This is a genomic window from Mycolicibacterium llatzerense (assembly GCF_025331195.1).
In the GTDB taxonomy this organism is placed as follows: Bacteria; Actinomycetota; Actinomycetes; order Mycobacteriales; family Mycobacteriaceae; genus Mycobacterium; species Mycobacterium llatzerense.
Genome location: NZ_LXOV01000001.1, coordinates 2,239,758 through 2,265,651, shown reverse-complemented (window position 1 = coordinate 2,265,651; position 25,894 = coordinate 2,239,758). Strand labels below are relative to the sequence as shown.

At 68.5% G+C, this 25,894-nt stretch carries 26 protein-coding genes; 16 read left to right on the top strand and 10 right to left on the bottom strand.

The features are described from left to right. Positions 1-816: an HAD-IIA family hydrolase gene (locus A7G45_RS11160; protein ID WP_260936834.1), complete on the bottom strand. Its 816-nt coding sequence runs from the start codon at positions 814-816 to the stop codon at positions 1-3. 67 nt (positions 817-883) lie between these two features. On the opposite strand from A7G45_RS11160, the gene A7G45_RS11155 reads away from it, so the two are divergent. The 5 genes from A7G45_RS11155 to A7G45_RS11135 are packed head-to-tail and all read left to right on the top strand — an operon-like array spanning position 884 to position 6,837. Further along, positions 884-1,804, top strand: coding sequence for an SDR family NAD(P)-dependent oxidoreductase (locus A7G45_RS11155; protein ID WP_043401219.1), 921 nt, complete (start codon positions 884-886; stop codon positions 1,802-1,804). A 4-nt stretch (positions 1,805-1,808) separates the two neighbouring features. Continuing rightward, on the top strand, positions 1,809-2,996 hold the full coding sequence (gene moeA / locus A7G45_RS11150; RefSeq protein WP_260936831.1) for a molybdopterin molybdotransferase MoeA: 1,188 nt from the start codon (positions 1,809-1,811) through the stop codon (positions 2,994-2,996). A gap of 30 nt (positions 2,997-3,026) precedes the next feature. After that, positions 3,027-3,755 (top strand): phosphatidylserine decarboxylase, encoded by a 729-nt coding sequence (locus A7G45_RS11145; RefSeq protein WP_260936828.1) that lies wholly within the window; start codon positions 3,027-3,029, stop codon positions 3,753-3,755. Further along, a complete protein-coding gene (pssA, locus tag A7G45_RS11140) occupies positions 3,752-4,642 on the top strand; it encodes a CDP-diacylglycerol--serine O-phosphatidyltransferase (protein WP_043401210.1) in 891 nt (296 codons plus the stop codon). Before A7G45_RS11145 ends, pssA begins: the two co-directional genes overlap by 4 nt. Beyond that, positions 4,639-6,837, top strand: a complete 2,199-nt coding sequence (locus tag A7G45_RS11135) for an AAA family ATPase (protein ID WP_260936825.1) — start codon at positions 4,639-4,641, stop codon at positions 6,835-6,837. Before pssA ends, A7G45_RS11135 begins: the two co-directional genes overlap by 4 nt. 14 nt (positions 6,838-6,851) lie before the next feature. On the opposite strand, the gene A7G45_RS11130 is transcribed toward A7G45_RS11135, so the two are convergent. Continuing rightward, a complete protein-coding gene (locus A7G45_RS11130) occupies positions 6,852-7,430 on the bottom strand; it encodes a TetR/AcrR family transcriptional regulator (RefSeq protein ID WP_260936823.1) in 579 nt (192 codons plus the stop codon). Positions 7,431-7,518: 88 nt separating this feature from the next. Here A7G45_RS11130 and A7G45_RS11125 point away from each other — a divergent pair, with 88 nt between their 5' ends. Together A7G45_RS11125 and A7G45_RS11120 are read left to right on the top strand one after the other, a co-directional pair. Next, entirely contained in the window at positions 7,519-8,793 is a 1,275-nt protein-coding gene (locus A7G45_RS11125; RefSeq protein WP_260936821.1) for an NADH:flavin oxidoreductase/NADH oxidase family protein, read from the top strand. After that, positions 8,790-9,539, top strand: coding sequence for an NAD(P)-binding protein (locus tag A7G45_RS11120; protein WP_260936819.1), 750 nt, complete (start codon positions 8,790-8,792; stop codon positions 9,537-9,539). Before A7G45_RS11125 ends, A7G45_RS11120 begins: the two co-directional genes overlap by 4 nt. On the opposite strand, the gene A7G45_RS11115 is transcribed toward A7G45_RS11120, so the two are convergent. From A7G45_RS11115 to A7G45_RS11100, 4 genes are all read right to left on the bottom strand, one after another. Then, positions 9,502-11,016 carry a zinc ribbon domain-containing protein gene (locus A7G45_RS11115; protein ID WP_260936817.1) on the bottom strand — a complete coding sequence of 505 codons (1,515 nt, stop codon included), beginning with the start codon at positions 11,014-11,016 and terminating at the stop codon, positions 9,502-9,504. The genes A7G45_RS11120 and A7G45_RS11115 overlap by 38 nt on opposite strands. Further along, positions 11,013-12,581 carry a S53 family peptidase gene (locus A7G45_RS11110; RefSeq protein WP_377042054.1) on the bottom strand — a complete coding sequence of 523 codons (1,569 nt, stop codon included), beginning with the start codon at positions 12,579-12,581 and terminating at the stop codon, positions 11,013-11,015. The genes A7G45_RS11115 and A7G45_RS11110 overlap by 4 nt, the downstream gene beginning before the upstream one ends. Before the next feature lie 45 nt (positions 12,582-12,626). Beyond that, a complete protein-coding gene (locus A7G45_RS11105) occupies positions 12,627-12,914 on the bottom strand; it encodes a hypothetical protein (RefSeq protein WP_260936815.1) in 288 nt (95 codons plus the stop codon). 223 nt (positions 12,915-13,137) lie between these two features. Continuing rightward, positions 13,138-13,623, bottom strand: a complete 486-nt coding sequence (locus A7G45_RS11100; protein ID WP_260936813.1) for a hypothetical protein — start codon at positions 13,621-13,623, stop codon at positions 13,138-13,140. Between the two features lie 195 nt (positions 13,624-13,818). Between A7G45_RS11100 and A7G45_RS11095 the strand changes: the two genes are divergently transcribed. Further along, positions 13,819-14,220 carry a hypothetical protein gene (locus A7G45_RS11095; protein WP_260936812.1) on the top strand — a complete coding sequence of 134 codons (402 nt, stop codon included), beginning with the start codon at positions 13,819-13,821 and terminating at the stop codon, positions 14,218-14,220. Beyond that, positions 14,202-15,110 carry an ankyrin repeat domain-containing protein gene (locus A7G45_RS11090; protein WP_260936810.1) on the top strand — a complete coding sequence of 303 codons (909 nt, stop codon included), beginning with the start codon at positions 14,202-14,204 and terminating at the stop codon, positions 15,108-15,110. Before A7G45_RS11095 ends, A7G45_RS11090 begins: the two co-directional genes overlap by 19 nt. 170 nt (positions 15,111-15,280) lie before the next feature. On the opposite strand, the gene A7G45_RS11085 is transcribed toward A7G45_RS11090, so the two are convergent. Further along, the gene (locus A7G45_RS11085) at positions 15,281-15,730 is read right to left on the bottom strand and encodes an SRPBCC family protein (RefSeq protein ID WP_260936808.1); all 450 of its coding nucleotides are present in this window, start codon (positions 15,728-15,730) and stop codon (positions 15,281-15,283) included. A 15-nt stretch (positions 15,731-15,745) separates the two neighbouring features. Further along, on the bottom strand, positions 15,746-16,759 hold the full coding sequence (locus A7G45_RS11080) for a VWA domain-containing protein (RefSeq protein WP_260936806.1): 1,014 nt from the start codon (positions 16,757-16,759) through the stop codon (positions 15,746-15,748). Positions 16,760-16,919: 160 nt separating this feature from the next. On the opposite strand from A7G45_RS11080, the gene A7G45_RS11075 reads away from it, so the two are divergent. From A7G45_RS11075 to A7G45_RS11045, 7 genes are read left to right on the top strand one after another with little or no spacing between them, the layout of a single operon-like run. Next, positions 16,920-19,754: a Na+/H+ antiporter subunit A gene (locus tag A7G45_RS11075; RefSeq protein WP_260936804.1), complete on the top strand. Its 2,835-nt coding sequence runs from the start codon at positions 16,920-16,922 to the stop codon at positions 19,752-19,754. After that, positions 19,751-20,221 carry a Na(+)/H(+) antiporter subunit C gene (locus A7G45_RS11070; RefSeq protein ID WP_043401188.1) on the top strand — a complete coding sequence of 157 codons (471 nt, stop codon included), beginning with the start codon at positions 19,751-19,753 and terminating at the stop codon, positions 20,219-20,221. Before A7G45_RS11075 ends, A7G45_RS11070 begins: the two co-directional genes overlap by 4 nt. Further along, a complete protein-coding gene (locus tag A7G45_RS11065; RefSeq protein ID WP_260936802.1) occupies positions 20,218-21,807 on the top strand; it encodes a Na+/H+ antiporter subunit D in 1,590 nt (529 codons plus the stop codon). The genes A7G45_RS11070 and A7G45_RS11065 overlap by 4 nt, the downstream gene beginning before the upstream one ends. Continuing rightward, a complete protein-coding gene (locus A7G45_RS11060; RefSeq protein ID WP_260936800.1) occupies positions 21,804-22,334 on the top strand; it encodes a Na+/H+ antiporter subunit E in 531 nt (176 codons plus the stop codon). Before A7G45_RS11065 ends, A7G45_RS11060 begins: the two co-directional genes overlap by 4 nt. After that, positions 22,331-22,618 (top strand): monovalent cation/H+ antiporter complex subunit F, encoded by a 288-nt coding sequence (locus tag A7G45_RS11055; protein ID WP_260936798.1) that lies wholly within the window; start codon positions 22,331-22,333, stop codon positions 22,616-22,618. Before A7G45_RS11060 ends, A7G45_RS11055 begins: the two co-directional genes overlap by 4 nt. After that, positions 22,615-22,950, top strand: coding sequence for a monovalent cation/H(+) antiporter subunit G (mnhG, locus tag A7G45_RS11050; RefSeq protein WP_043401176.1), 336 nt, complete (start codon positions 22,615-22,617; stop codon positions 22,948-22,950). The genes A7G45_RS11055 and mnhG overlap by 4 nt, the downstream gene beginning before the upstream one ends. Next, on the top strand, positions 22,937-23,848 hold the full coding sequence (locus A7G45_RS11045) for a class I SAM-dependent methyltransferase (protein WP_260936795.1): 912 nt from the start codon (positions 22,937-22,939) through the stop codon (positions 23,846-23,848). The genes mnhG and A7G45_RS11045 overlap by 14 nt, the downstream gene beginning before the upstream one ends. On the opposite strand, the gene A7G45_RS11040 is transcribed toward A7G45_RS11045, so the two are convergent. After that, positions 23,841-25,019: a hypothetical protein gene (locus tag A7G45_RS11040; protein ID WP_260936794.1), complete on the bottom strand. Its 1,179-nt coding sequence runs from the start codon at positions 25,017-25,019 to the stop codon at positions 23,841-23,843. The genes A7G45_RS11045 and A7G45_RS11040 overlap by 8 nt on opposite strands. A gap of 237 nt (positions 25,020-25,256) precedes the next feature. Further along, a complete protein-coding gene (locus A7G45_RS11035) occupies positions 25,257-25,892 on the bottom strand; it encodes an LON peptidase substrate-binding domain-containing protein (protein ID WP_260936792.1) in 636 nt (211 codons plus the stop codon). Between the last annotated feature and the right edge of the window lie 2 nt (positions 25,893-25,894).

Genomic DNA, 25,894 nt, shown 5'->3' with positions numbered 1-25,894 from the left:
CTAAAGCCCGAGCAACTCCGGGAGATCGGCGACCGAGTCGACCACGTAGTTCGGCTGCATCGCGAATTCGTCTGCGGCCCAACGGTCCAGCGTGTCCTGCCGGAACTTGCCGGTGCGCACCAGCACGCCGGTCATCCCGACGACCTGGGCCGCGAGCACGTCATTGTTGAGGTCGTCGCCGACCATGTACATCTCTTCGGGCTCGACGCCGAGCCGCGCGGCCGCGGCCAGGAACCCGGCCGGTGCGGGCTTGCCGACGGCGGTGCCCTGATAGCCGGTGGTCTGTTCCAGGCCGGCCAGATAGAGCCCGGTATCCACCCGCAGGCCGTCGGCGGTGTTCCACGCATTGCTGCGGTGCATCGCCACCACGGGGACGCCGCGGGCCATCCAGTCGTAGACCCAACTCAGGGTCAGATGCGTGTAGTCGGGTCCCGCGCCGCCGAGGAGCACCACGTCGGGCGTGTCGGGCTGCTGCGGTCCAGCGAAGTCGGCGGCGTACACCAGATCGACGCCGGGCATGTCCGCACCGATCTGGCCGTTGTTGACCAGGAAACATCGGGCACCCGGGTAACGGTCGCGCACGTAGTCAGCGGTCAGCACCGCGGCGGTGACGACCTCGTCGGATGCGACGTCAATGCCTGCGGCACAAAGCAATTCGGCGATCTGCTGGCGGGTCCGGGTGGTGGTGTTGGTCAGGAACGAGCGGGCGATCTGACGCTCCTCCAGCGCCCGCAGAGTTTCGGCCGCACCGTCGATCGGACGCCACGAGGTCACCAAGACACCATCGATGTCGAAGAGGACCCCGCCGATTGCCATGCTGCCGACAGTAAACGCCCGCCGCTCCCGCGCAACTCAGGCGGTCCGCTCGGTAGTGTCTTCGGCCATGACCACCAAGTGGACCGCCAATGACGTGCCGGACCAGACGGGGCGGGTGGCGATCGTCACCGGCTCCAACACCGGGTTGGGCTATGAGACGGCGCGCGTATTGGCCGGCCAGGGCGCGCGCGTGGTGATGGCGGTGCGCGACACCGCCAAGGGCGACGCGGCAGCCGCCCGACTCCGGGCGAGCACCCCGAACGCCGACGTCACCGTGCAGAAGCTGGACCTGGGTTCGCTGACCTCGGTCCGCGCCGCGGCCGACGACCTGCGGGCCGCGTACCCGCGGATCGACCTGCTGATCAACAACGCCGGCGTGATGTACCCGCCCAAGCAGATCACCGCCGACGGCTTCGAATTGCAGTTCGGCACCAACCATCTGGGTGCCTTCGCGCTCACCGGCCTGCTGATCGAGAACCTGTTGCCCGTCGCGGGCTCGCGGGTGGTGACGCTCGGCAGCATCGCCCACCGCATCCTCGGGAAGATCGACTTCACCGACCTGCAGTGGGAGAAGCGCCGCTACAACCGCGTCGCCGCCTACGGTCAGTCGAAACTGGCCAACCTGATGTTCGCCTACGAGCTGCAACGCCGGCTCGTGGCCACCAACGCCGAAACCATCTCGGTCGCGGCCCATCCCGGCATTTCCAACACCGAGCTGATGCGCCACATCCCCGGCTCCAGCCTGCCCGGCTTCAACCAGATCAGCGGGCTGGTCGCCAACAGCCCCGAGGTCGGCGCCCTGGCCACGTTGCGGGCCGCTGTCGACCCGGCCGCCCGCGGCGGCGAGTACTACGGCCCGTCCGGGATCCGGCAGCTGGTCGGCCACCCGGTGCTGGTCCAGTCGAGCGCGCAGTCGCACGATGCAGGCATCCAGCGCCGGCTGTGGACGGTGTCCGAGGAACTCACCGGCGTCACCTTCGCGATCTAGCCCGATGCGAACTGTCGAGGAACATCAGCAGGTCGTCGCCGGCCTGATCAGCGCCCGGCCGGCCGTCACCGTGCCGCTGGCCGACGCCCTGGGGCTGGCCCTTGCCGACGATGTGGTGGCGCCGCTGTCCCTGCCCGGTTTCGACAACTCGGCCATGGACGGCTATGCCGTGCTGGCCGTCGACGTGGCCGCGGCCTCTGCCGAGAACCCGGTGAAACTGCCTGTCGCCGAAGATATTCCGGCCGGTCGCACCGACCTGCTGACCTTGGCGCCCGGCACCGCGCACCGGATCATGACCGGCGCGATGCTGCCGGCCGGCGCCACCGCGGTGGTTCCCGTCGAATCCACCGACGCGGCGACGGACATCGTCTCGATCTTCTCCTCCAGTTCGGAGGGCCGGCACATCCGGCGCGCCGGCGAGGACGTCACCGCCGGGATGACGGTGCTGCCGGCCGGTGAGGTGCTGTCTCCCGCGGCACTGGGCCTGGCGGCGGCCCTCGGCTTCGCCGAACTGAAAGTGATTCCGCGGCAACGGGTTCTGGTGCTGTCCACCGGAACCGAACTGGTCACGCCGGGCACCCCGCTGCAGCCCGGCCAGATCTACGAGTCCAATGCCGTCATGCTGGCCGCAGCGCTGCGCGAAGCCGGAGCCGACGTCATCACCGCACCCGCGACGTCCGATGACGTCGCGCTGTTCCGGGAAACCCTGGCCGGTCACGCCAAAGACGTCGACTTGATCGTCACGACGGGCGGCGTCAGCGCGGGCGCCTACGAGGTGGTGAAGGACGCCCTCTCCGGAGATGTCGAGTTTGTGAAGGTCGCCATGCAGCCCGGGATGCCGCAGGGTGCAGGCACGGTCAATGGCACCCCGATCATCACGCTGCCGGGTAATCCGGTTTCGGCGCTGGTGTCGTTCGAGGTGTTCATCCGGCCGCCACTGCGCGCGGCGATGGGGCTGACGGCCCAAAGGCCGCGCCGCTCAGCGACCCTCACCGAGAAGCTGACGTCCCCCGCCGGGAAACGGCAGTTCCGCCGCGGCGTCGTGGGCACCGATGACGAAGTGAGCAGCTACGGCCCGCCGGCGTCGCACCATCTCCGGTGGCTGGCGACGGCAAACTGCCTGCTGGACATCGGCGAGGACGTCGTCGAGTTGGCAGCCGGATCTCCCGTGCCCGTCTGGGATCTCAGTTAGAGCCCCCCTAAACCGTAGAATCGAGTCCCGATGGCCAGACCTGCGCGCCCCCCAGCTGACACTCCAGATTCCGAACTGTCTCGTTTGGTCGATCTGGTCCGCTCGACCGTTCCCCCGATCCACCCGGCCGGGCTGCCGTTCGTCGGCGGTGCCCTCGGCGTCGCCGCGCTCGGTGCCCGCACGCCGTGGCTCCGGGTGGCCGGCTTGACCGCGGCCGCCGCATGCGCCGGGTTCTTCCGGCATCCGTCGCGGACACCACCGAGCCGGCCCGGCGTCGTCGTCGCCCCGGCCGACGGTCAGGTGACGCTGATCGACGAGGCCGTGCCGCCCGCCGAGCTGAACCTCTCGGACGAGCCGCTGCCCCGGATCAGCATCTTCCTGTCGGTGTTCGACGCGCACGTTCAGCGCGCGCCGGTGGCCGGCGAGGTCATCACCGTCAAGTACAAGCCTGGCCAGTTCCTGTCCGCCGACAAGGCCGAGGCCAGCGAGAACAACGAGCGCAACAGCATCTGGCTGCGAACCGCCGACGGCCACGACGTCGTCGCGGTGCAGCTCGCCGGTCTGGTGGCCCGCCGGATCGTGTGCAACACCCACCCGGGTGCGCACCTGGCGCTGGGTGAGACGTACGGCCTGATCCGCTTCGGCTCGCGCCTGGACACCTACCTGCCCAAGGGGTCGGTGATCGGCGTCGAGGTCGGGCAGCGCGCGGTCGGCGGCGAGACCGTGCTGGCGGAACTGCCGAGCGGGTCGCCGGCATGAAACCCCGGATCAAGACTCCGCAGGTAAGCCTGCGGAAGCTGGTCCCCAGCGCCCTGACCGTCGCTGCCATCTGCCTGGGTCTGACGGCGGTCAAGTACGCCCTCGATCACCGTCCGACCGAGGCCATGGCGCTGCTGGCGGGTGCCGCGATCCTCGACGCGCTCGACGGGCGCGCGGCCCGCATGCTCAACGCCACGTCGAAGATGGGCGCCGAGATCGACTCACTGGCCGACGCGGTGAACTTCGGTGTGGCACCGGCGTTCATCGTGTACGCCACCCTGCTGGAGCACAACACCTCGCCGCTGGCGTGGATCGTGGTGCTGCTGTACGCGGTGTGCATCGTGCTGCGGCTGGCGCGGTTCAACGCCATGCTCGACGTGGAGGGCCCGGCGTTCGAGAAGGAGTTCTTCACCGGCATGCCGGCCCCGGCCGGCGCGATCGGCGCCATCGGTCCGCTGGCGGCCAAGATGCAGTTCCCCGGCCCGTGGTGGGATTCGCACTGGGGTCAGGTGTTCATCTGCGTCTGGCTGATCGGCGTCTCGCTGCTGGTGGTGAGCACCGTGCCGATGCGCAAGGTGCACACCTTCGCCATCCCGCCGAACATGGTGCTGCCGCTGTTGGCCTTGCTCGCGATCCTGGTCGCTGCCTCGGTGATGTACGGCTACATCGTCATCCTGGTGATCATCGTGGCATACGTGCTGCACATCCCGTTCGCCATCCGCACCAAGGCGTGGCTGCGCGAGCACCCCGAGGTGTGGGACGACAAACCCAAGGAGCAGCGGCAGGCGCGCCGGGCCATCCGCCGTGCGCAGCCGCGGCGCACCGACCGCCAGCACCGCCGCTCCACTGCCCGGCTCCGGTTGCGTAGGCCGGGTCCGCGGCGATGACACAGGCCCTGCAGCCTGCTTCCGACCCGACCGGCGCGCAGCTTCAGCTCACCGCCCGACTCAACACCTCGGCACTCGACGCCCGTCGCGGCGTGGTGATGCTGCACCCCGAAGCGATTGCCGCCCTGGGCATCCGCGAGTGGGACGCGGTGTCGCTGACCGGTACCCGCACCACCTGCGCGGTGGTCGGCGTGGCCGCCACCGGGACTCCCCCTGGCACCGCGCTGCTCGACGACGTGACCCTGTCCAATGCCGGCGTGCGGGCCGACGCCCCGGTGCTGGTGTCCCCGGCGACGGTGTACGGCGCCCGGTCGGTGACCGTCAGCGGTTCGCGGCTGGCCAGTGGCTCGATATCGCCCGCGACCCTGCGAATGGCGTTGCTGGGCAAGGTGATGACGATCGGCGACACGGTCTCGCTGCTGCCGCGGGACCTGGGTCCGGGCACCTCGACGTCTGCGGCCACCTCCGCGCTGGCCACCCAGGTCGGCATCACCTGGACCTCGGAGCTGCTCACCGTCACGGGCGTGGACCCCGCCGGCCCGGTCAGCGTGCAACCGAATTCGGTGGTCTCCTGGGGTGACGTAACCGTCGTCACCGCGGCCACGCAGCCCGTGATCTCCCCGGCGGAAACCGTTGAAGTCCAAGCTCTTTCGATCGACGATCTGAAAGGCATGTCGGCCCAGGTGACCCGGCTGACGGAGTGGCTCAAGCTGGCTCTGGACGAGCCCGAGTTACTCGAAACATTGGGCGCCACAGCCAATCTCGGCGTGGTGGTGTCCGGACCCGCGGGCGTCGGCAAAGCCACGCTGGTGCGCGCGGTGTGCCGCACGCGTCGCCTGGTCGAACTCGACGGTCCGGAGGTCGGGGCCTTGCGGGCCGAGGACCGATTGGCCGCGGTCGCCGCTGCGGTGAGTTCTGTCCGCGATGGCGGCGGTGTTCTGCTGATCACCGACGTCGACGCCCTGCTGCCGGCGGTCGCCGAGCCCGTGGCCACGCTGATCCTGACCGAGCTGCGCAAGGCCGTCGCCAGCCGGGGTGTGGCGTTCATCGCGACGTCCGCCGTGCCCGACGGCGTGGACGCCCGGCTGCGCGCCCCCGACCTCTGCGACCGCGAACTCGGGCTGACCCTGCCCGACGGCGCCACCCGCAAGGCCCTGCTGGAAGTGCTGCTACGGTCGGTGCCCGCCAAGGAGCTGAACCTCGACGAGATCGCCGAGCGCACACCGGGATTCGTCGTCGCCGACCTGGCCGCGCTGGTGCGGGAAGCCGCGCTGCGAGCGGCTGCCCGCGCCAGCTCCGACGGCGCCGAACCGGCATTGACCCAGGACGATCTGACCGGCGCACTGTCGGTGATCCGGCCGCTGTCGCGGTCGGCGACCGAGGAGGTCGCCGTCGGGTCGGTGACCCTCGACGACGTCGGCGACATGGTGGCCACCAAGCAGGCGCTGACAGAAGCAGTGCTGTGGCCGCTGCAGCACCCGGACACCTTCGAGCGGCTCGGCGTGGAACCGCCACGCGGCGTGCTGCTCTACGGGCCACCCGGCTGCGGCAAGACATTCCTGGTGCGTGCCCTGGCCAGCTCCGGCCGGTTGTCGGTGCACTCCGTCAAGGGTGCCGAGCTGATGGACAAGTGGGTGGGCTCCTCCGAGCGCGCCGTGCGCGAATTGTTCCAGCGCGCACGCGATTCCGCGCCGTCGCTGGTGTTCCTCGACGAGATGGACGCGCTGGCGCCGCGGCGCGGGCAGAGCTTCGATTCGGGCGTCACCGATCGCGTGGTGGCCTCACTGCTCACCGAACTCGACGGCATCAATCCCCTGCGCAACGTCGTGGTGGTGGGCGCCACCAACCGGCCGGACCTCATCGACCCCGCGTTGCTACGCCCGGGCCGGCTGGAGAAGCTGGTGTTCGTCGAGCCGCCCGATGCCGACGCCCGTCGCGAAATCCTGCGTACCGCAGGCAAATCCATTCCGCTGGCGCCCGACGTCGACCTCGGCGAATTGGCCGGCGACCTCGACGGCTACAGCGCCGCTGATTGCGTAGCCCTGCTGCGCGAGGCCGCACTGACCGCGATGCGCCGGTCCATCGACGCGGCCGCCGTCACCGCGGACGACGTCGCCAAAGCTCGGGATACCGTGCGGCCGTCGCTGGATCCCGCTCAGGTGCAATCACTTCGGGAGTTCGCCGAGAGCCGGTAGGCGATTGCCGCCCACTACTCGGCCAGGTTCAGGACCGCATGGATCGCGGCGCGGACGCGGCGTTCCAGCTCACCGGTATCCGCGCTGTCGAACTTGCCGTCCAGGAACAGGAACGCCAGGCCGTGCACCAAGGCCCAGACGGCGTCGCTCAATGCGTCGGCATCCGCGTCCGCAAACACCCGGGCGATATTGGCCCGGAGGTAGGTGGAAATCGCCGTAACCGCCTCGGCGCGCTCGGGACTGCCTGCGTCGCCTTGCTCGGTGAACATGGCGCGGAACAGGGCGGGACGCCGGAGCGCGAACTGGACGTAGGCGATGGCGACGTTGGCGATCTCGTCCGTCGTCGACGGGGACGGGCTGACCGCGACCAGGTCCTGAGCCAGCTCGCGATAGCCGACGGCCGCCACGGCTGACATGAGGGCGTCGCGGTCCTGGTAGTGCCGGTAGGGGGCAGCGGCGGTGACCCCGGCGTGGCGGGCGACAGCGCGCATCGACAGCGCCGCGGCGCCCCCCTCCTCGAGCAGCGCGAGCGCCGAGTGCACCAGCGCGGTCCGCAGATCGCCGTGGTGGTACGTCGCTTTCGACGGCGTCATGAGTCCTGCCTCACAAATGTTGACACTGTTTACATTGCCCCATATAAATGTGAGCAGCGTTTACATCATACCGACCCGAAGGCAGCCGATGTCTCCCACACTCTTCACCCCCTTCACCCTCGCATCCGGTCAGACGCTCCGAAACCGCATCGCCAAAGCCGCGATGGAGGAAGGGCTGGCCGGAGCCGGACAGGCTCCCGACGATCGGCTCATCGCGCTGTACCGCCGCTGGGGCACGGGTGGCGCGGGCGTCCTGATCACCGGCAATGTCATGGTCCACGCCGAGGCGCTCACCGGACCGGGCGGCGTCGTCCTCGACGCGAACTCGCCGCTGGCGCCCTTCAAGGACTGGGCCAAAGCCGGCAAGCAGGGCGGCGCGAAGATGTGGATGCAGATCAGCCACCCGGGTCGCCAGGTCAACGCCAACATGCCCGGCGTGGTCTGGGGCCCGTCGGACGTCGCGGTGGATATGGGCAAGCACAGCAAGCGGTTCGGCCGGCCCAGCGCGATGACGCAGCAGCAGATCAGCGCCACCATCCAGCGTTTCGTCACCACTGCGGCCCGTGCCGAAGAGGCCGGCTTCGACGGCGTCGAGGTGCACGCCGCGCACGGCTATCTGCTGTCGCAGTTCCTGTCGCCGTTGGTCAACACCCGCACCGACGAATGGGGCGGCTCGCTGGAGAACCGCGCCCGCCTGCTGCTGGAGATCGTGCGGCAGATTCGGCTGGCAGTGAGCCCGGAGTTCGTGGTCGCCGTCAAGCTGAACTCCGCCGACTTCCAGCGCGGCGGCTTCGACGCCGACGACGCCGTGCGCGTCATCGCGATGCTCGAACCGCTCGGTGTCGACGTGGTCGAACTGTCCGGCGGCAGCTACGAGAGCCCGGCCATGACCGGCCGCCCGACGGACAACCGCACCGCGGCCCGCGAGGCGTACTTCCTCGAGCTGGCCGCAGAACTCGCCAAGACCAGCCGCATCCCGCTGATGCTCACCGGCGGCATCACCCGCCAGGACACCGCGAACACGGTGCTGGCCAACGGCATCGACATCGTCGGCATGGGCACCGCCATTGCCGTCACGCCGGACCTGCCCAACCGCTGGAGCCACGGCGACGAAGCTGTCGCGCACCTGAAGCCGGTGACGTGGTCCGACAAGACACTGGCCTCGGCGGCGAGCATGGCGCTGGTGCGCTACCAGATGCGGCAGATCACCCGCGGTGCCGAACCGACGGGGCGCACGTACCCGCTGTGTGCCCTCATCGTGGACCAGCAAGTTCAGCGCAAAGCCCTTGCGCGCTACCGCAAATGGCTGCCCACTCAGCCGTCCGACCTGAACTCCCCCATTGCTTTGAAGGACCACCGATGAACCAGCCGATCCCCCACAACCACGTCGCGATCATCGGCACCGGCGTCGGCGCCCTCGCGGCAGCCGTCCGGCTGCACCAGTCCGGCATCGCCGACGTCACGCTGATCGACCACGCCGACGACGAAGTGGCCGCATTGCACTGGCAGGCGGTTCGGCAGCGCTGGCACATCACGACCGCCACCGGCGAGCGGACGGCGGCCCACGTCGTCGTCGATACCGACGCTCCGGCCGAGCCGGCGATCCGGACCGCGCGACGAATCACGCCCCGTCACTTCCGTGCGATCTCGAGCCTGTCGGACAAATACTTTCCCGACGACAACCAGGACACCGGCTCCGAGACCCGCCAATTGCCGCTGACCGACCGGCTGTTCGGCGCCGACGGCGTCTCCATGGCCGAAAGTTGGAACGGTGAGCCCGTCGCCTATCTGGGGACGTCCGTCCATGGTTTTCCGAACTGCTACTTGATGCTCGGCCCGAACATCAGCGTGCGGCACAACTCCGTAGAGCAGGTGCTGGAGTCCCAGGCGAACTACATCGCCGCATCGGTGACCTACGCCCGCGACTTCGGCTTCGCCGCCGTCGAACCGACACCAACCGCCCAACAGAACTACACCAACGCCTGGCAAAGCAGCACCGCCGACTTCCGCCGTCGCACAAGCCGTTTCGTCCCGGTCGATCACCTGGTCCAGCGACCGGGGCGGGAGTTGGTCAGCGCGGCGGTTCGTCCCGCCACTGAAAGCTGTTGACATACTTGCCCATATCCGCGGCCAGCTCCAAGCTGGCCCCCGTCGGCGGGCCGGACCCGGGGCCGAATTCCTGGAACGGCCCCGCTGCGGCGGCGACGAGCGCCAGATCGTCTTTCACGGCCACCATGACCAGGATGCGGGTCCGTGAGGCGACCACGTTCTGGCCGTCCGGCCAGTCGTCGGCAGCAACGCCGTATCCGGGCTGGTAGCCCACCAAGGTGTTGGGCAGCTCGTAGGCCACCCGCGAATCCGGGAATGCATCCGTGAGCAGTGTCGTGGTGATGTCCTTGGCGTCCCGTCCCCGTGCCGGTTCACCCCAGAGCCGCATGACCCCGCCACTGCCCCCGGTGTACTGCGCCGTCACACCGTTGTCGTTCATGGTCACCGAGTACGCCGTACCCGGTGCCGGATAGGAGACGCTGAAGGCGCCGTCGGGTGCGGTGAATCTGGGGTTGGTCACCACGGGCTTACCCATCAGCGGGTGACCACAGTTCGGCGGACACTGGTAACGAGCGACCGGTTTCGTTGTGGCAGCGGCTGTCCCGACCAGCCCGAGGGCCACCACGATGATCACTGTGGTCCAGGTAGCCACCAGCCGTCGCGTGGTCATCGTGCTTGTTCTCGGCGCCGCGTCGTCGGTGCCTTCGTGCCGCGACGTCAATTGCAGGACCAGCCGCAGCAGCAATAACCCCAGCAGGGTGAACCCCACGTGCCAGGCCATCTTCGCCCACTGCGAGATTCCTGCTGAGTCCTCGTCACCGAGCCACACGTGTGCCAGCACCGGAACGATTGCGATCAGCAGCACGCGCAACCAGACCCGCCGGCCGCGGGGCCGGAACCACAGTGCGGCGCCGAGCATTCCGGCTGCGGCAGCTGCCGTGATGGGGATGGTGATGCCACGAATCGCGGCCTCGATGAAGAAGTCCGCCAATGGCTGGTCATGGTCGACCAGCCCGGAATCCAGCTGGGCGAACATCCGGACCATGGTTGTCGCGGCCGTCACGCCCAGCGCGCCGGTCGCACCGATCACATAGCCGTACAACGACTTTCGATCGCCTGAGTTGAACAGCCGGATGAGCAAGGTGGGCGCGATCACCACCAGGGCCTCCACCGCCGAGAGCCCGGCCTCCACCGTGCGCAGATGCACTGCGGCAACGCCACTCTCGAGCGGGACGCCGTATGCGCGCGCAACCACCGCGCCGGACCCGAAGGCGAACGCGACGCCGAATCCGATACCCAGACCCGCACTGACGAACACCCGAGCCCGCTCCGGTCCGTGGTAATCGAGCTGCCGGACGTAGAGCGCGAACAGCAGCGGAATCCCCACGGCCACAGTGGAGATGAACAGGCCGAGCAGCCGCAGCGCCGACGCGCCGACCAGCGCGACGAAGAAGACTGCCAGTCCGATCTGGAACGACCGGTGGGTGCGCGCCGGAAGCTGCGGAAAGAGCGAACTCACCAACCCGATGCGGCTCATCCGGACGTCCCCTGCGCTACCAGCAGGCTGCGCGCCAGCCTGTCGACATCGGGTGTGCCCAGACCGGTGACGGAGTCGAAGCCGGGACCAGCCATCGCCACCGCGTTGCCGCCGACTGTGACGTCGTGCAGCGCCGACAGCCGACCGGCCCGCTGCACCCGATACAGCAGCTGATTCAGATCGCCGAGCAGTCGTCCGCCATGGTCGAGCAGGTACTGGTCGATCACGGCAGCCATCCCGGCCCAGACCGGCGCAGACATCGAGGTGCCGCCGGCGAGCACTGTTTCGCCGCCGAACACCATGCGGGCGCCGGTGAAGAAGTCCGCGACCGCAGAGACGTCGGGGATGAGCCGCTTGTTGCGTCCGCGTTCCGACGGGACACCCCGCTGCCACGCCGGACGGTCGAAGAGGGCGGACGTCCCGCCGCCACTCCCATGGGTCAGCGGCACGTCGAACCAGGCCAGCTCACCGAGCCACTGGCCGTGTTCGTCAGTGGACAGTGTGGTGCCGCCGACGGCCGTCATCTCGGGCACCGAGGCCACCGAATCCAATCCGATGTCGTCGATGCTCGGCGGTGCCGACCAGTCCTGCCCGCCTTTGCATTCCAGCCCGGCCAGGTCGCCACTCGCGTCGAAGGCGGTCGTGCCGCTGCGGTGTGCCCGCGACAGCGCCGAGCGCACCGGCGCCAGATCGGCTGCGGTCAGCATCTTGTCGCAGCCCCAGCCGATCGACAGGCTCCACTCGGCGCCGGGGAACCGCCGGTCGGCGTCGGCCATCATCTCGCCGATCTTGCGGTAGGCGCCGTCGCCGGACACGGTCGGCCGGGCATTGACGTAGACGGTCTGGGCATCGGGGGCGATGGCGTGGGCCATCTGGAGATCCATCGTCGTCTCGCCGGTGCGCTCGGACGGCATGTCCCCCACCACGATGGGCGTGAAGCGCGGCAGCTGATTCAGCTCGGCGAACTTGTCGAGATCAGATTGATCGAAGCCATCGAAACCGAAGATGACGATGGTGCGGCCCTTGCCGGTGTACCCCTGATCGGTCAGCGGCATGACGTTGTAGGCCCGGCGCAGATCCTGCGCGGTCAGTCCGCCTGCGGGAACGTCGCGGGACACGATCAGCGGCCGCGACTCCCGGAACGGCGTGAAGCCGAGAAGCCTGCCGAATCCGGTGAGCTCGGCGGCCAACGACGGCGGCAACTCCGGTTGGCTGGTCGCCGCATAGAAGGTCTGCCCGCGGCGCCCGCGGTAGTCGCGGACGTCGACGCCCAGCGCTCCGGCCATGGCGCGCGCCGTGCCTTCGACGGTGGCCCAGTTGTCGCCAGGGCGCCACTGCACCGAAAGCCCTGCGTCCCTTGCCCATTCGATCAGCCCGTCGGGCCGGGTGGCACGCGTCAGCGCAGCGGTGAGTTCGACGTGCGCTGCAGCTGACGGCCCCAGATCGACCGAGGCCGTCAGCAGATGCGCCAGTGGGCCCGACAGTGCCAGCTGTCCACCCCGCTCAGCAGGCGGGCCCGCGGACGCCAGCGCCGTCAGCCCGGCTGCTACCAGTACTGCGCCGATGCGCCGTACGGCGCATCGGCGACCTACTGGGATGGGGCTCCCGTTCTAGTGCGGAGCGGTGACGACGTTGCCCGGCAACGCGGTCTGCGGTCCCGGAGCCTTGACCGACGGGGAGAACGAGTTGCCACCCTTGGTGGGCCCGCCCTTCTCGCTCGGGGTCACCGGCGATGACGAGGCCGGTGCCGACGTCGTGGTGGTGGTGGTGGTGGTCGTGGTGGTCGGCTCTTCCTTCGCCTTCTCGCCACAGGAGGCGAGCAGGCCCATCGCGAGTCCGGCGGTCACGGCGAGGCCGGCCACCATCTTCTTGCGGGTCGAGTTACGAACGGTGGTCATACCGGTTCTCCTTTTGTCCATTCCGTTCGCCCCGACAGCCTTAGCTACGAAGAAACGGGCATCGCGATCGTAATCCCGATTCGCTTCCCACAGCATACCGATCAGGATGATTCAGTGTCGGGACATCTAGCCCATAACCGGGACACCTGGGCGTTCTGGCAAACATTCCGTGGACCGTCGGTCGCCACAGAGTTCGCCGACCGTCCCGATTTGACTGTCCAGGTCAGACCGGCCGGCCATCGACCTCGATCGCCACGAAGTGGAACGCACACACCTCGCCCCGGAACTGCCGCTGTGCGGATTCGGCGGCAGCGGTCAAGATCGCTTCGGCCTCGGCGCGGGACGGCCGGGTTGCCGCCTCGACCCGGCTGGTCACAGTGGCCGAATGGCTACCGTCATCGAACACGTACCAGCCCTGGAGCTCGAACACCGGCACCGGTTTCGGTCCCGGCCGGCGCGAGCGCAGCCACCGCCGGTCGTCGTCGGCCGCAGTACCGTCGCCACCGAGCAACAGCGCATAACCAATCCAGGTGAAGACCAGCACCGCCACCGCGACGACCACGCCGACACCAACTCCGACCACCGCACCGCTGCGGCCACCGAGCCACCAGCCCAGCACGACCGGACCGCAACTCGCGAGTGGAACCAGCACCAGTAGGGCGACGATGACGAACGACCGCCGTTGTCGTTGCGTCTCCCATTTGCTCATTCGCCCGGTCCAGCCAGCTCAAATGCAGTGCGGGCACAGATCATCACGCGACGATATGGCCTGCGATTTGGAAGCGGGTTGGGACCATCGTCACCGGCTCGAGCACGGCTCCGCCGCGCTAGGTCCAATCGGAATCCAACCGGGCTGTCGACACTATTCACCATCCCGGAGCGCCAGCAGGAGAGACGTGACACCGTGACAAACCCTCCCGACCAACGGTCCGGGCCGGCGCCGTCGGTCGACCCGCCCGGGCGCTGCCGGTCGTTCGCCGATCCAGGATTCGGGCGGGTTCAGCCTCCCGAATGGCGCGTCCTGGTTTTCGACATGGCACGCACAGGAGAACCAGACGATCCCCGTGAGGTCTCCGGATTCGCGACCCTCGAGCAGGCCCGCGAATTTGCGCGGCGCCGGACCCGCGCCTCGGTAGAGGAACTGCGCACACCCGGGATGCCCTCCGACTCTTTGCGACGGCTCTGGCTGCACTACGGCGAAGACTGTCACGTCGTCGCCGACGGCTATCGCGGCCATTCCGAACTCGACCGATTCATCGCCGAGCCGGCCGGCCCTGATGAGTGCGCTTGGCAAGACCTGGCGTGATGCGAGAGCTGACCCGCTACCACGAAGACCGCACCGAAGTGGTGGTCTACCGCGACGGCGACGACCTGATATTCGCGACGGACTACGACGACTACGGCCGACACATCGTCGGCCAGGAGCACCTGAGCGTCGCGGACTTCCTCGCCTGCGGGGAGGGCCCTTGGCCCTGGTATCAGTTGCCCCCGGGCCGCCGGGAAGGGGCGCTTCAGGTGGCCACGGCCCTCGGCGTCTCACACGTGGCGTGGACCGCGCCGCTGCCTGTCGATGTGCTCGAGTTGTTCATCGCGGCGCACGGCGGGTTCGGTGTCCGGCCGGTGCACGTCTTGCTCGACATTGGCATGGACCCGGACCCGCTCGATCACTGTGGCGCGTCCCCGCTCTGGTATTCACTGGGTGGTGCACGCCCGCACGCTGCGCTGGATCTCCTCGCCGCGGGCGCCGATCCAGGCCGGCGCATTGCAGTGTCGGCCCGCGGCGACAGGTTCACCACGATCCTGCACCGGATGGCGGCCTGGTGCGTGGTCGACGCGTTGACGGTTGCGCTCCGCAGCGGCACCGACCCCGACGTCGTCGACTCCGAGGGCGCCACACCGATGCACGCAACCGACTACCGCTTTGACGACACCTTTCCGGCTGTGGTGCATTGCCTGACGGACGCCGGAGGTGACGTCGACGCGATGGCTGCGGACGGCGTGCGGCCGATCGGCCGCGCCGCACTGCGGTTGATGCCGAGAACGGTCGCGGCACTCATCGCCGCCGGTGCTGCACCTGGGCCTGGACTCGACGCCCTGCTGTCCCAATGGGCGACGATGCACGCCGGACGCCGCAAATTCGACGCGCCGAAGTCATCGAGATCATCGACTTGCTGCTCGCCGCGGGCGCCGAGGTGACCAACCGTCACCTGGAACTCGCGGAGGGAGCGGCTGAAGCAACCGTCATCGCGGCGCTGCACCGGCGCTAAAACCGTTGACGCAATACACAATTGACGTGTTGACGGGAACCGCGCCGTAGCTGGTGAGGGAGTTGTGGCGGCAAGGGGACCATCACCCCCACGCAGTGGTCACTGCCCTTCGGCCAGCGCCGCGAGCCGGGCCAATGACGCCTGCAGCCAGTCGGCAGACGTCCGCCTGGCCCGGTTCAGCCGCTTCTCGTCGGTCAATGCGGTCCAGTCGTAGGTATGAGTGACGCGGGTGTGCCCGTCGTCGATGGGCTCGAGCTCCCACCGCCACAGGTGCCCCGGCTGCGGCAGTCCGGGTTCGGACGGCTTCCACGCGATGCGCCGCCCCTCGACGAATTCCACGACGTGGTTCTCCCGGTTGGCGCCGAGGGTCAGACCCATGACGAACACGTCGCCCACCGCGTGGACGCGTTGGCCGGCGGGCGCCTCCGCCAGGTTGTCGTTGCCGTCCCAGCGCGGCTGCTGGGCGGGATCGGCGATCAGTTCGAAGATCCGCGCCGCTGGGGCGGCGATGTCACGACTTGCGCTGACGACTCGAATTTCGTTGTCCACAAGTCATATTCAACCCTAAGTCGGCAACCGCCGGTTGATGAACAGCGCGGAGATCACCGCGCAGGTCAGAGCGAAGACACCCAGCCGCAGCCACGCTGTCCCACCGGGCCCGCGGATGATCTCGTAGCCGATCTGCTGCTGGATGGCGTCGTAGCTCTTGTTCAGGTCCTCGATCTTCGCCGCCGTGTACATCTGCCCGCCGGACAGCTCGGCGACCCGCTTCATCGTGGTGTCGTTGACCGGAACGTTGACGCTCTGGTCGTCGACCTTGATCTTGCCGCCCTTGGTCCCGAACGCGATCGTCGAGATCGGGGTGTCCGACTCCTTCGAGGTCCGCGCCGCGGTGTACGCGCCGTGCGGGCTGTCCGGGTTGCCCGGCCGGTTCTCCGCGCCGTCGGACAGCAACACGATGCGTTTCGGCGGTTTGTCGGTGTTACCGCTGCCACCGAGCACGTCGGACAGCGTCGAGATCGCACGCAGGGCCGCGAAGATGCCGTCGCCGGTCGCGGTGCCGTCGTCCACGGACAGGTGATCGAGGGCAGTGATGGTCGCCTGGTGGTCCGGTGTCGGCGACACCAGCAGGTTGGTGTTACCGGAGAAGGTGACCAGCCCCAGGTTCACGCCGGGGGTCAGTTTCTTCGCGAACTGCTTGGCGGCATCCTTGGCCGCCGCCAACCGCGTCGGCGAGACGTCGTCCGCGGTCATGGATCGTGAGACATCCATCACCAGCATGATCACCGCACGGTTGCGCGGAGTCTTGATCTCGTGGGTGGGGGCCGCCAGCGCGACGGTCAGGGACAGCAGCGCAGCCACCGAGAACACCATCGGCACGTGCCGCCAGCGCGTCGGCTGCAGCGGCACCACATCGGTGCGCGGCTGGTCTCCGGCATAACTGCGGAGTCGGCTGGCACGGTTGCGCTGTGCCGCCAGATATACCGCCACCAACGCGATGGGCAGCAGTGCGGTCAGGAGCAACCAGGGGTGGGCGAAGCCCGACAACGACACCGATCCGATTCCCGGAAGACTCATCGGCGCCCCGTCGCGTTCGTCACCATAAGTGAAAAGTGTAGGAGTCGGTGCAGTGTGCACCCGGTAGCGGGCCTGTGGCCTGCGAGAACCGCCAGACCACGGCACTGGTGGGCGCCCCGTAAGCTGGCCGCGGACCGTCCCCGACACCTGCCGGAGGCCCATGCTCACCGTTCTGTACGTGCACGCTATCGCCACTGTGCTCGCTCCGCTGTTGGTACGGCGCTGGGGACGGCAGGCGTTCTATCCCCTTGCCCTGGCGCCCGCCGGCTCGCTGGTCTGGCTGACCCTGAACTGGCCCGGCACGGGCGAGCAGACGCTGCACATCGACTGGGTGCCGCAGCTGTACATGGACATCACGCTGCGCCTGGATTCGCTGGCGGCGATCATGTCCGTGCTGGTGCTGGGCGTCGGCACCCTCGTGCTGCTGTACTGCGCCGAGTACTTCCACCACGCCGACGGGCACACCGAGAATCGGTTGCCCAGCTTCGCCGCCGAGCTCGTCGCGTTCTCCGGCGCCATGTTCGGACTGGTGTGCAGCGACAACACGCTGCTGCTGTACCTGTTCTGGGAGCTGACGACCGTGCTGTCGTTCCTGCTCGTCGGCCACTACGCCGAACGCGCCACCAGCCGGCGCGCCGCGACCCAGGCGCTGCTGGTCACCACGGCCGGCGGTCTGGCCATGCTGACCGGCATCATCATGCTGGGCACGCTCGCCGGCACCTACCGGCTGTCCGGCCTCGTCGCCAACGCGCCGACCGGTACCACCTCGTCGGTGGCCGTCGTGCTGGTGCTGATCGGTGCGCTGTCCAAGTCGGCCATCGTGCCGATGCATTTTTGGCTGCCGGGCGCCATGGCGGCACCGACGCCCGTCAGCGCCTACCTGCACGCAGCGGCCATGGTGAAAGCAGGCGTGTACCTGATCGCCCGCATGACGCCCGGTTTCGCCGATCACCAGCCGTGGCGGCCGACGGTGGTGGCACTGGGGCTGGCGACGCTGCTGCTGGCCGGTTGGCGCGCCGTCCGCGAGTACGACCTCAAACTGATCCTGGCGTTCGGCACGGTGAGCCAGCTCGGTTTGATCACGGTGATGGTCGGGGCCGGCGGCGGAGATCTGATGCTGGCCGGGCTGGCCATGCTGTGCGCGCACGCCATGTTCAAGGCCGCGCTGTTCATGGTGGTCGGCATCATCGACCACGCCACCGGCACCCGTGACATCCGGAAACTGGCCTGGCTCGGCCGGCGCAGCCCCGTGCTGTTGGGCATCGCCGTCGCCGCTGCCGCGAGCATGGCCGGGCTGCCACCGTTCCTCGGCTTCGTCGCGAAGGAAGCCGACTTCGAAACCCTGTGGCACAGCCCGACGTTGGGCGCGTCGGCCCCGTTCGTGCTGGCCACCGTGGCGTTCGGCTCGGTGTTCACCATGATCTACAGCCTGCGGTTCCTGTACGGGGCGTTCGCCCGAAAAGGCTTGCCGAATCCGACGATTCGCGTCGCGGAGATGCACCGCCCCAGCCTCGGTTTCCTGCTGCCGCCGGGCATCTTGGCGGTCGCCGGTCTCGGATTCGGACTGCTGCCGAACGCGCTGGACCACGCCATCGCCGACTACACGGCGACCATGCCGGGCAGCTCCGGGTATCACCTGGCGCTGTGGCACGGTGTCAACTTCCCGCTGGCGTTGTCCGCCGCGATCGTCGCCACCGGCGCGGCGGCATTCGGCTTGCGGCACCGGCTGGAACGGTTCCGGGTGCCCTATCTCCCGCTCGGCAACGCCGACCGGATGTACGACGCGGCGATCCGGGGCGCGGACCGGTTCGCCGTGCGGCTGACGGCACTGACCCAGCGCGGATCGATTCCGACGACCCAGGCCATGATCCTGTCCACCCTCGCCGTGCTGCCCATCGCGGTGCTGCTCCTGGGCGAGCGCGACCACCCCGAGCTGCGGTGGTGGAACTCGCCGATCCAGGTGGTCGTCGGCCTCATCGTGCTGGCAGCGGCGATCAGTGCGACGGTGATGCGCAACCGGCTGGCGGCGGTGCTGGTGGTCGGTGTCACCGGCTACGGCTGCGGCACGCTCTACATCTTCTACGGGGCGCCCGATCTGGCACTCACCCAATTCCTGGTCGAGACACTGACTTTGGTGGTCTTCCTGCTGGTGCTGCGCACCCTGCCCGCCGAGTCCGACGCCACCCACATGAAGCGGCACCGGCTCCCCCGCGCGCTGCTGGCCACGGCGGTCGGCTCGTCGGTCACCGCGCTGGCGGTCTACGCCATGGCCGCACGCAACACCCGGCCGCTGGCCGAACTGCTACCCGACGCGGCCTACTACCGCGGGCACGGTGCGAACACCGTCAACGTGCTGCTGGTGGACATCCGGGCCTGGGACACGCTCGGCGAAATCTCGGTGCTGCTGGTCGCCGCGACCGGCGTGGCGTCAATGGTGTTCCGGCACAGGCGTTTCGGATCGGCGCCCCGGGTCCCCAAAGACCATCCGTCGACGCCCGACACCACCTGGCTGCGCGGCAGCGATCTGCGCGATCCACGGCACCGTTCCCTGGTCCTCGAGGTCGCGACACGCATGATCTTCCCGCTGATCATGGTGCTGTCGGTGTACTTCTTCTTCGCCGGGCACAACACTCCCGGCGGCGGTTTCGCCGGTGGCCTGACGGCCGGCCTGGCGTTGGTGCTGCGGTACCTGGCCGGGGGCCGTTACGAATTGGGCGAGACGCTGCCGCTGGACGCAGGCAAGGTGCTGGGCGCCGGCCTGACCCTGTCCGCCGGCACCGCGACGGCCTCGCTGCTGCTGGGTGCGCCCGTCCTGTCCAGCGCGGTGGTGAAATTCACGCTGCCCCTGCTGGGTTCGGTGAAGGTGGTGACGGCGCTGTTCTTCGACCTCGGCGTGTACCTCATCGTCGTCGGCCTGGTGCTGGACATCCTGCGCAGCCTGGGCGCCAAAGTCGACGAAGAGTTGTACGCACCACGTGAGGTGGCCACCCGATGACGACCTATCTCGTTCCCCTGGTGCTCATCGGCGGCCTCACCGGCACCGGTGTGTACTTGCTGCTGGAGCGCAACCTGACCCGAATGCTGTTGGGCCTGTTGCTGATCGGCAACGCGGTGAACCTGCTGATCCTGGTGATGGGTGGCGAGTCCGGCAATCCGCCGGTGCGCGGCCGTACCAGTCACGGCCAGACCGGGACCGCCGATCCGCTGGCGCAGGGCATGGTCCTGACCTCCATCGTCATCACCATGGGCGTCGCCGCGTTCGTGCTGGCGCTGATCTACCGGGCCTACCGCCTGACCACCGTCGAAGAGGTGGGCAACGACCCCGAGGACAGCCGCTTGGTGGAGCTGTCGTCCACCGACGCCCCGGCGGTCGAGGAAGACCGCGGCGAGCCGGCCGTCGTCACCGACACCGACGCACCCGCCGAACTCGACGCGCTGCCAACCGAATCGGAGCCGGCGTGACGACGGGCGCGGTGCTGGCGCCGCTTCCTGTTCTCATCCCGATCCTCGGCGCCGCCGCGACGTTGTTCGCGGGACGCCGTCCCCGGTTGCAGCAGATCATCGCGCTCGTGGCGCTCACCGCGATGACGGCGGTCTGCGCGGCCCTGGTCTACGTCGTCGACCACTGCGGCACCGTCGCGGTCCACGTCGGCGGCTGGGGCCAGACCGAACCCGGGATGGGACCGCTCGGGGTTGTCCTTGTCGTGGACCGGCTTTCGGCCCTGATGCTGGTGGTGTCCGCGATCGTGCTGCTGGCGGTGGTCTGGTACGCCATCGGGCAGGGTATCCGCGACGGCGGCGACGAGCAGCCGGTGTCGATCTTCCTGCCGACCTACCTGGTGCTGTCGGCGGGCGTGTGTATCGCGTTCCTCGCCGGCGACCTGTTCAACCTGTTCGTCGGCTTCGAGGTCCTGCTGGCCGCGAGCTTCGTACTGCTGACCGTCGGCGCCAGCGAGGAGCGGGTGCGCGCCGGTATCGGCTACGTCATGGTGTCCATGGTGTCGTCGGTGATCTTCCTGATCGGCATCGCGCTGATCTACGCGGCCACCGGCACCCTCAACCTGGCCGAGTTGGCGAACCGATTGGACGGCATCACGCCGGGCACCCGGGCGGCGCTGTTCGCGGTGCTGCTGGTGGCGTTCGGCATCAAGGCGGCGGTGTTCCCGCTGTCGGCGTGGCTGCCCGACTCCTACCCCACCGCCCCGGCGCCGGTCACCGCGGTGTTCGCCGGCCTGCTCACCAAAGTCGGTGTGTACGCGATCATTCGGGCCCACACCCTGCTGTTCCCGGGCGGCGCACTGGACAACGTATTGATGGTCGCGGCGCTGCTGACCATGTTGATCGGCATCTTCGGCGCCATGGCCCAGAGCGATATCAAGCGGCTACTGTCCTTCACCCTGGTCAGCCACATCGGCTACCTGGTGTTCGGCATCGCCGTGTCCAACCGGGTCGGCATGGCCGGCGCCATCTACTACGTCGCGCACCACATCGTCGTGCAGACCACGCTGTTCCTGGTGGTGGGACTGATCGAGCGGCAGGCCGGCGCGTCGACGCTGCAGCGCCTCGGCGGACTGGCGGCGGCCAGCCCGCTGCTGGCCTTCGTGTTCATCATCCCCGCACTGAATCTCGGTGGTATCCCGCCGTTCTCGGGGTTCATCGGCAAGGTGGCGTTGCTGCAGGCCGGCGCGACGAGCGCGTCGGTCCTGGCCTGGGCGCTGGTCGCCGGGTCCGTCATCACCAGCCTGCTGACGCTGTACGTGATGGCGCGGGTGTGGACGCTCGCGTTCTGGCGCGCCCGCGCCGACGCGCCCGAAAGCCTGGTGACGGGGGCGCCGGCCGGGCTGTTGGTGCCGACGGCGGACGTGGCCGTCGACGATCGGGCGGACGTCGGCCGGATGCCTGTCGGGATGCTGGCTCCGACCGCGGTCCTGATCGTGGTGGGGCTGGCCCTCACGGTGTTCGCCGGGCCAATCTTCGGGTTCGCCGAACGCGCTGCCGACCAGGTCGCCGACCGCGGCCAGTACGTCTCGGTGGTGTTGACGCCATGAGGCAGTGGTTACCGCGCGCCGGCATCCTGGTCTGGCTGATGGCCGTGTGGATTCTGTTGTGGGGCAACGTCTCCGTCGCCAACGTCCTGGGCGGCCTCGCCGTGGGCCTACTGATCACCGTGTTGTTGCCGTTGCCGCAGGTTCCGGTGGCCGGCCGGCTGCACCCGCTGTCACTGGCGTGGTTGGCCCTCAAGGTCGCCTATTATCTGGTGCTGTCGTCGGTCCAGGTGGCCTGGCTGGCGATCAGGCCCGGTCCGCCTCCGCTGACCGCGGTGCTGCGGGCCCGGCTCGAGCTCAAGTCGGATCTGGTGCTGGCGCTCGCGGTCAACGTCATCAACCTCATCCCCGGCTCGATCGTGCTGGAGATCGATCAGGCCCGGCGGTTCATCTACGTCCACGTCCTCGACGTCGGGTCCGAACGTGCGGTACAGCAGTTCTACCGCCAGATCGCCGAAGTGGAGCGGTTGATGATCGCCTCGTTCGAACGTGAATCCCATTGGCAGCCAGTGGAAGCGGACCCCGCATGAACACCATTTGGATCATCGCCGCGGTCATGCTCGTCACCGCCGCGGCCATCACCGTGTTCCGGCTGCTGGCCGGTCCCGGCACCCTCGACCGGCTGGTCGCGCTGGACACGTTCGTCGCCGTCACCATGTGCGGCATCGGCACCTGGGCGGCCTACAGCCTCGACACCACGGCGACCTACAGCTTGACGGCACTGGCCCTGATCACCTTCGTCGGCTCGGTCAGCGTGGCCCGGTTCCGCGTCCGCGATACCGATACCAACACTGAAGCCGAGCCGCCACGATGAATCTCTTCGACGTTGTCTCAGGCACTTTGGTGCTCTGCGGTTCGGCACTGGCGCTGACCGCCGCGATCGGCGTGGTGCGCTTCCCGGACACCTTGACGCGGATGCACGCCGCCTCCAAACCTCAGGTGCTGGGACTGCTGCTGGTGCTGACCGGCGCCGCGCTGCGGCTGCGCGGGCACGCCGACGTGGGCATGCTGATCCTGGCCGGGTTGTTCACCCTGATCACCGCGCCGGTAGTGGCCAACCGAGTCGGCCAACTGGCCTACCGTGAGCAGAGTTTCCGCGACGACCTACTGATCCGCGACGAATTGGAAGACCATGGCGCGAACTGACGACGACTCCTGGGACATCACCGAGAGCGTGGGCGCCACCGCCCTGGGCGTGGCGGCAGCCCGGGCCGCCGAATCCGGTTCGGAGCGCCCGTTGTTCGACGATCCCTGTGCCCGGATCTTCGTCGACGCCGCGATCGCACGGGGCTGGTCGTCACCGTTCACCGCGGCCGACCCCGGTCCGGCGCAGGCCGGCCGCATGCGCATGCTGATGGCGTACGTGCCGTCCCGCACCAAGTGGTTCGACGAGTACTTCGCCTCGGCCGGCGCCGATGGCATCCGGCAAGTGGTCATCCTGGCCGCCGGATTGGATGCGCGCGCCTGGCGGCTCCCGTGGCCGGACGGCACCGTGGTTTTCGAGATCGACCAGCCGAAGGTGTTGGCGTTCAAGGAGGAAACCCTGGCTGCCCATGGGGTCGAGCCGGTCGCCCGGCACGTCGGCGTACCGATCGACTTGCGCCAGGACTGGCCGGAAGCATTGCGGCAGAGCGGTTTCGACCCCACTCAGCCGACGGCCTGGCTCGCCGAAGGGCTACTGCCCTACTTGCCCGCCGAAGCCCAGGACCTGCTGTTCGACCGCCTCCATGAGCTCAGTGCACCCGGCAGCCGGGTCGCGGTCGAAGGGTTCGGCCCGGAGTACTTCAGCGCGGCCAAGCAGCGCATCCGGGAGGAGCGGATGGACGCGGTCCGCGCCGAAGCGGCCCGCAGCGGCAAGCCGATCTTCGACGTCAGCGACCTGTTCTACATCGAACCGCGCGAAGACATCGCCGAGTGGCTGACCCGCCACGGCTGGCAGACCAGGTTCGAGACCTCCGCCGAGGTCACCGCCCGCTACAAGCCCGAGATCGCCGGCGAGGTGCCGGACGTGGGCAGCGAGTTCGTCGACGCCAAGCTCAGTTGAACTTGAGCTTCACCTGCTCGCCGCTGACGTCGGCGCTGGTTCCGGTGACGTACGAGGTCACCGTGCCACTGGTGGTTCCGCCGCGGCGGCCCTGGCCGCTGACCTGGTAGTGCACCTCACCGCTGATCCGGACCTCCATCCGGTATTCGTCCAGATCACCGAGTTTGACGGCGCTCATGTCGGGCTGACTCCACGTCACGGTGCCGTCGACCAGTTCGCGGTCGCTGATCTTCACGGGGCACGGTGACGGCGGGACCAGCGAGCGCGACGACGAGCAGCTGCCGTACGCCGCGTCGAGCAGCTTGGTGATGGTCTTGGTGCCGGAGTCGTTGAGCGCGAACTTCGGCTGCAGGTAGGAGCTCGACGAATATCCTCCGATGGCGTCGAGCAGCAACGGCTTCGTGTTGGTGACCGACACGTACGGGCTGGTGCTGCCGAGCTCCAGGAAGCCCGGGAACACGTAGATCGCGGATTCGTCGCTGATCTCCTTGCCGAACACCGTCATCGTCTTTTCTGCGGCGTTGTTGGAGCTGCTCAACGTTGACAGATCGAGCTTGATGGCGGCATGGGCCAGCTGCCACTTGCCGCCTTCCTTCTTCACGTTGATCGTGGCGTCGGAGTTCTTGTCACCGAACTTGGCCGCCACATGGACATCGCCGCGCCCGATGGATTCCATGGTCTTGTCTTCGTTCAGGATGCGGATCTCGCTGATCGGCCATTCGGCGATCTGCTTCTTCAGCACGTCGCTGGAGAGGAACTCCTTCGAGGCCGGCTGGTCGCTGCTGAAGGACAGCGCGGCCTCGGCGTTACCGTTCGACAGCGCTTCCAGGTAGCCCTTGACCACTTCGCTGGCCGAGCTCGATTCGCCGCTGCCACCCGAGCCGAACGAGTCGTAGACGTAGTAGATGCCGCCACCCACGACGACGAGCACCACCACGATGGCCGCGATGATCAGCGGCACCTTGTTCTTCTTGGGCGGGGTGGCGAACGGCTGGGCGCCGTAGCCACCGGGCGCTGCGGGCGCACCCGGCCATCCTTGTCCAGCTCCGGGCGCCGCCGGTGGGGTCCCCCACCCCTGCGGCGCGGCACCTGGCGCGCTCGGCGCCTGGCCCCAGCCACCGGTCTGCGGCGCGGCCGGCTGGCCCCATGCCGGTGTCTGCGGCTGACTCACCGGAGGCTGGCTCAACGGTGGCGGCGTCTGCCCTGGCCACCCCGGCGCGGCCGGTGGCTTGGTCTGGTGAATCGCCGTCTCTTCTTCGTCGGACGACCTACCGGCGCCCCCACCTGGGTTGGGACCGTTGTAACCGCTCCCCTGCCAACCCGTCATTAGCCCTCCCCGTAACGCATGAACTGTGTCCAGGATAGGGGGTGTGGCACCACCCTGGCTGCACGGAAGTGCCGAACCCTGTCATTCCTCCGACAGTTGGAACTCCACCATCGCCGTGATGCTCTCGACCGCCTCGTCGAGCGCGTCCAGCCGGGCCGCCGCATTTGGCGCAGCCAGCACCGAATACTTGTCAGCCTGACCGATCGGCAATAGGGAAGCCAGAGCGTACAGGCGTTGTCCCACATCGGGTTTGACGGTCCTGGCCAGGATCGAGCCCCGGTCCCGCAGCCGCGCGCCCTGAATCGAGGCGATGCGTTCGAACAGCGCGATGATCCGATCCTCGATCGCCACGATCGACGACTCGGGCACCACCGGCCCCGGCTCGTCGGGCCATCGCTCGATCTCGGCGCGCGGATACGGATCGTCGTTGTGCCACTGCAGGATTCGGATGCGATCGGTCACACTGCAGCTCAACATGTACCGGCCGGTCCCCTGCGGCTGACACCGGTCGATGCGCGCCAGCGCCCCCACCGAGCACCGGGCTTCGCCGCCGCCGACCTCACGGCCGGCCGAGATCAGCACCACACCGAACACCTGCTCCGCGGCGGCCATGCAGTCCCGCACCAGTTCGCCGTACCGCGGCTCGAAGATCCGCAACGGCAGTTCGTCGCCGGGCAGCAGCGCGGATTCCAGCGGGAACATCGGCGTGATGGCCACGG

Coding starts and splice junctions, on each gene's coding strand:
- A7G45_RS11155 (WP_043401219.1), top strand. CDS start 884: ATGACCACCAAGTGGACCGCCAATGACGTGCCGGACCAGACGGGGCGG.
- moeA (WP_260936831.1), top strand. CDS start 1,809: ATGCGAACTGTCGAGGAACATCAGCAGGTCGTCGCCGGCCTGATCAGC.
- A7G45_RS11115 (WP_260936817.1), bottom strand. CDS start 11,016: ATGAGCCGCATCGGGTTGGTGAGTTCGCTCTTTCCGCAGCTTCCGGCG.
- A7G45_RS11120 (WP_260936819.1), top strand. CDS start 8,790: ATGAACCAGCCGATCCCCCACAACCACGTCGCGATCATCGGCACCGGC.
- A7G45_RS11055 (WP_260936798.1), top strand. CDS start 22,331: ATGAACACCATTTGGATCATCGCCGCGGTCATGCTCGTCACCGCCGCG.
- A7G45_RS11130 (WP_260936823.1), bottom strand. CDS start 7,430: ATGACGCCGTCGAAAGCGACGTACCACCACGGCGATCTGCGGACCGCG.
- A7G45_RS11105 (WP_260936815.1), bottom strand. CDS start 12,914: ATGACCACCGTTCGTAACTCGACCCGCAAGAAGATGGTGGCCGGCCTC.
- mnhG (WP_043401176.1), top strand. CDS start 22,615: ATGAATCTCTTCGACGTTGTCTCAGGCACTTTGGTGCTCTGCGGTTCG.
- pssA (WP_043401210.1), top strand. CDS start 3,752: ATGAAACCCCGGATCAAGACTCCGCAGGTAAGCCTGCGGAAGCTGGTC.
- A7G45_RS11160 (WP_260936834.1), bottom strand. CDS start 816: ATGGCAATCGGCGGGGTCCTCTTCGACATCGATGGTGTCTTGGTGACC.
- A7G45_RS11060 (WP_260936800.1), top strand. CDS start 21,804: ATGAGGCAGTGGTTACCGCGCGCCGGCATCCTGGTCTGGCTGATGGCC.
- A7G45_RS11045 (WP_260936795.1), top strand. CDS start 22,937: ATGGCGCGAACTGACGACGACTCCTGGGACATCACCGAGAGCGTGGGC.
- A7G45_RS11070 (WP_043401188.1), top strand. CDS start 19,751: ATGACGACCTATCTCGTTCCCCTGGTGCTCATCGGCGGCCTCACCGGC.
- A7G45_RS11135 (WP_260936825.1), top strand. CDS start 4,639: ATGACACAGGCCCTGCAGCCTGCTTCCGACCCGACCGGCGCGCAGCTT.
- A7G45_RS11125 (WP_260936821.1), top strand. CDS start 7,519: ATGTCTCCCACACTCTTCACCCCCTTCACCCTCGCATCCGGTCAGACG.
- A7G45_RS11100 (WP_260936813.1), bottom strand. CDS start 13,623: ATGAGCAAATGGGAGACGCAACGACAACGGCGGTCGTTCGTCATCGTC.
- A7G45_RS11075 (WP_260936804.1), top strand. CDS start 16,920: ATGCTCACCGTTCTGTACGTGCACGCTATCGCCACTGTGCTCGCTCCG.
- A7G45_RS11080 (WP_260936806.1), bottom strand. CDS start 16,759: ATGAGTCTTCCGGGAATCGGATCGGTGTCGTTGTCGGGCTTCGCCCAC.
- A7G45_RS11145 (WP_260936828.1), top strand. CDS start 3,027: ATGGCCAGACCTGCGCGCCCCCCAGCTGACACTCCAGATTCCGAACTG.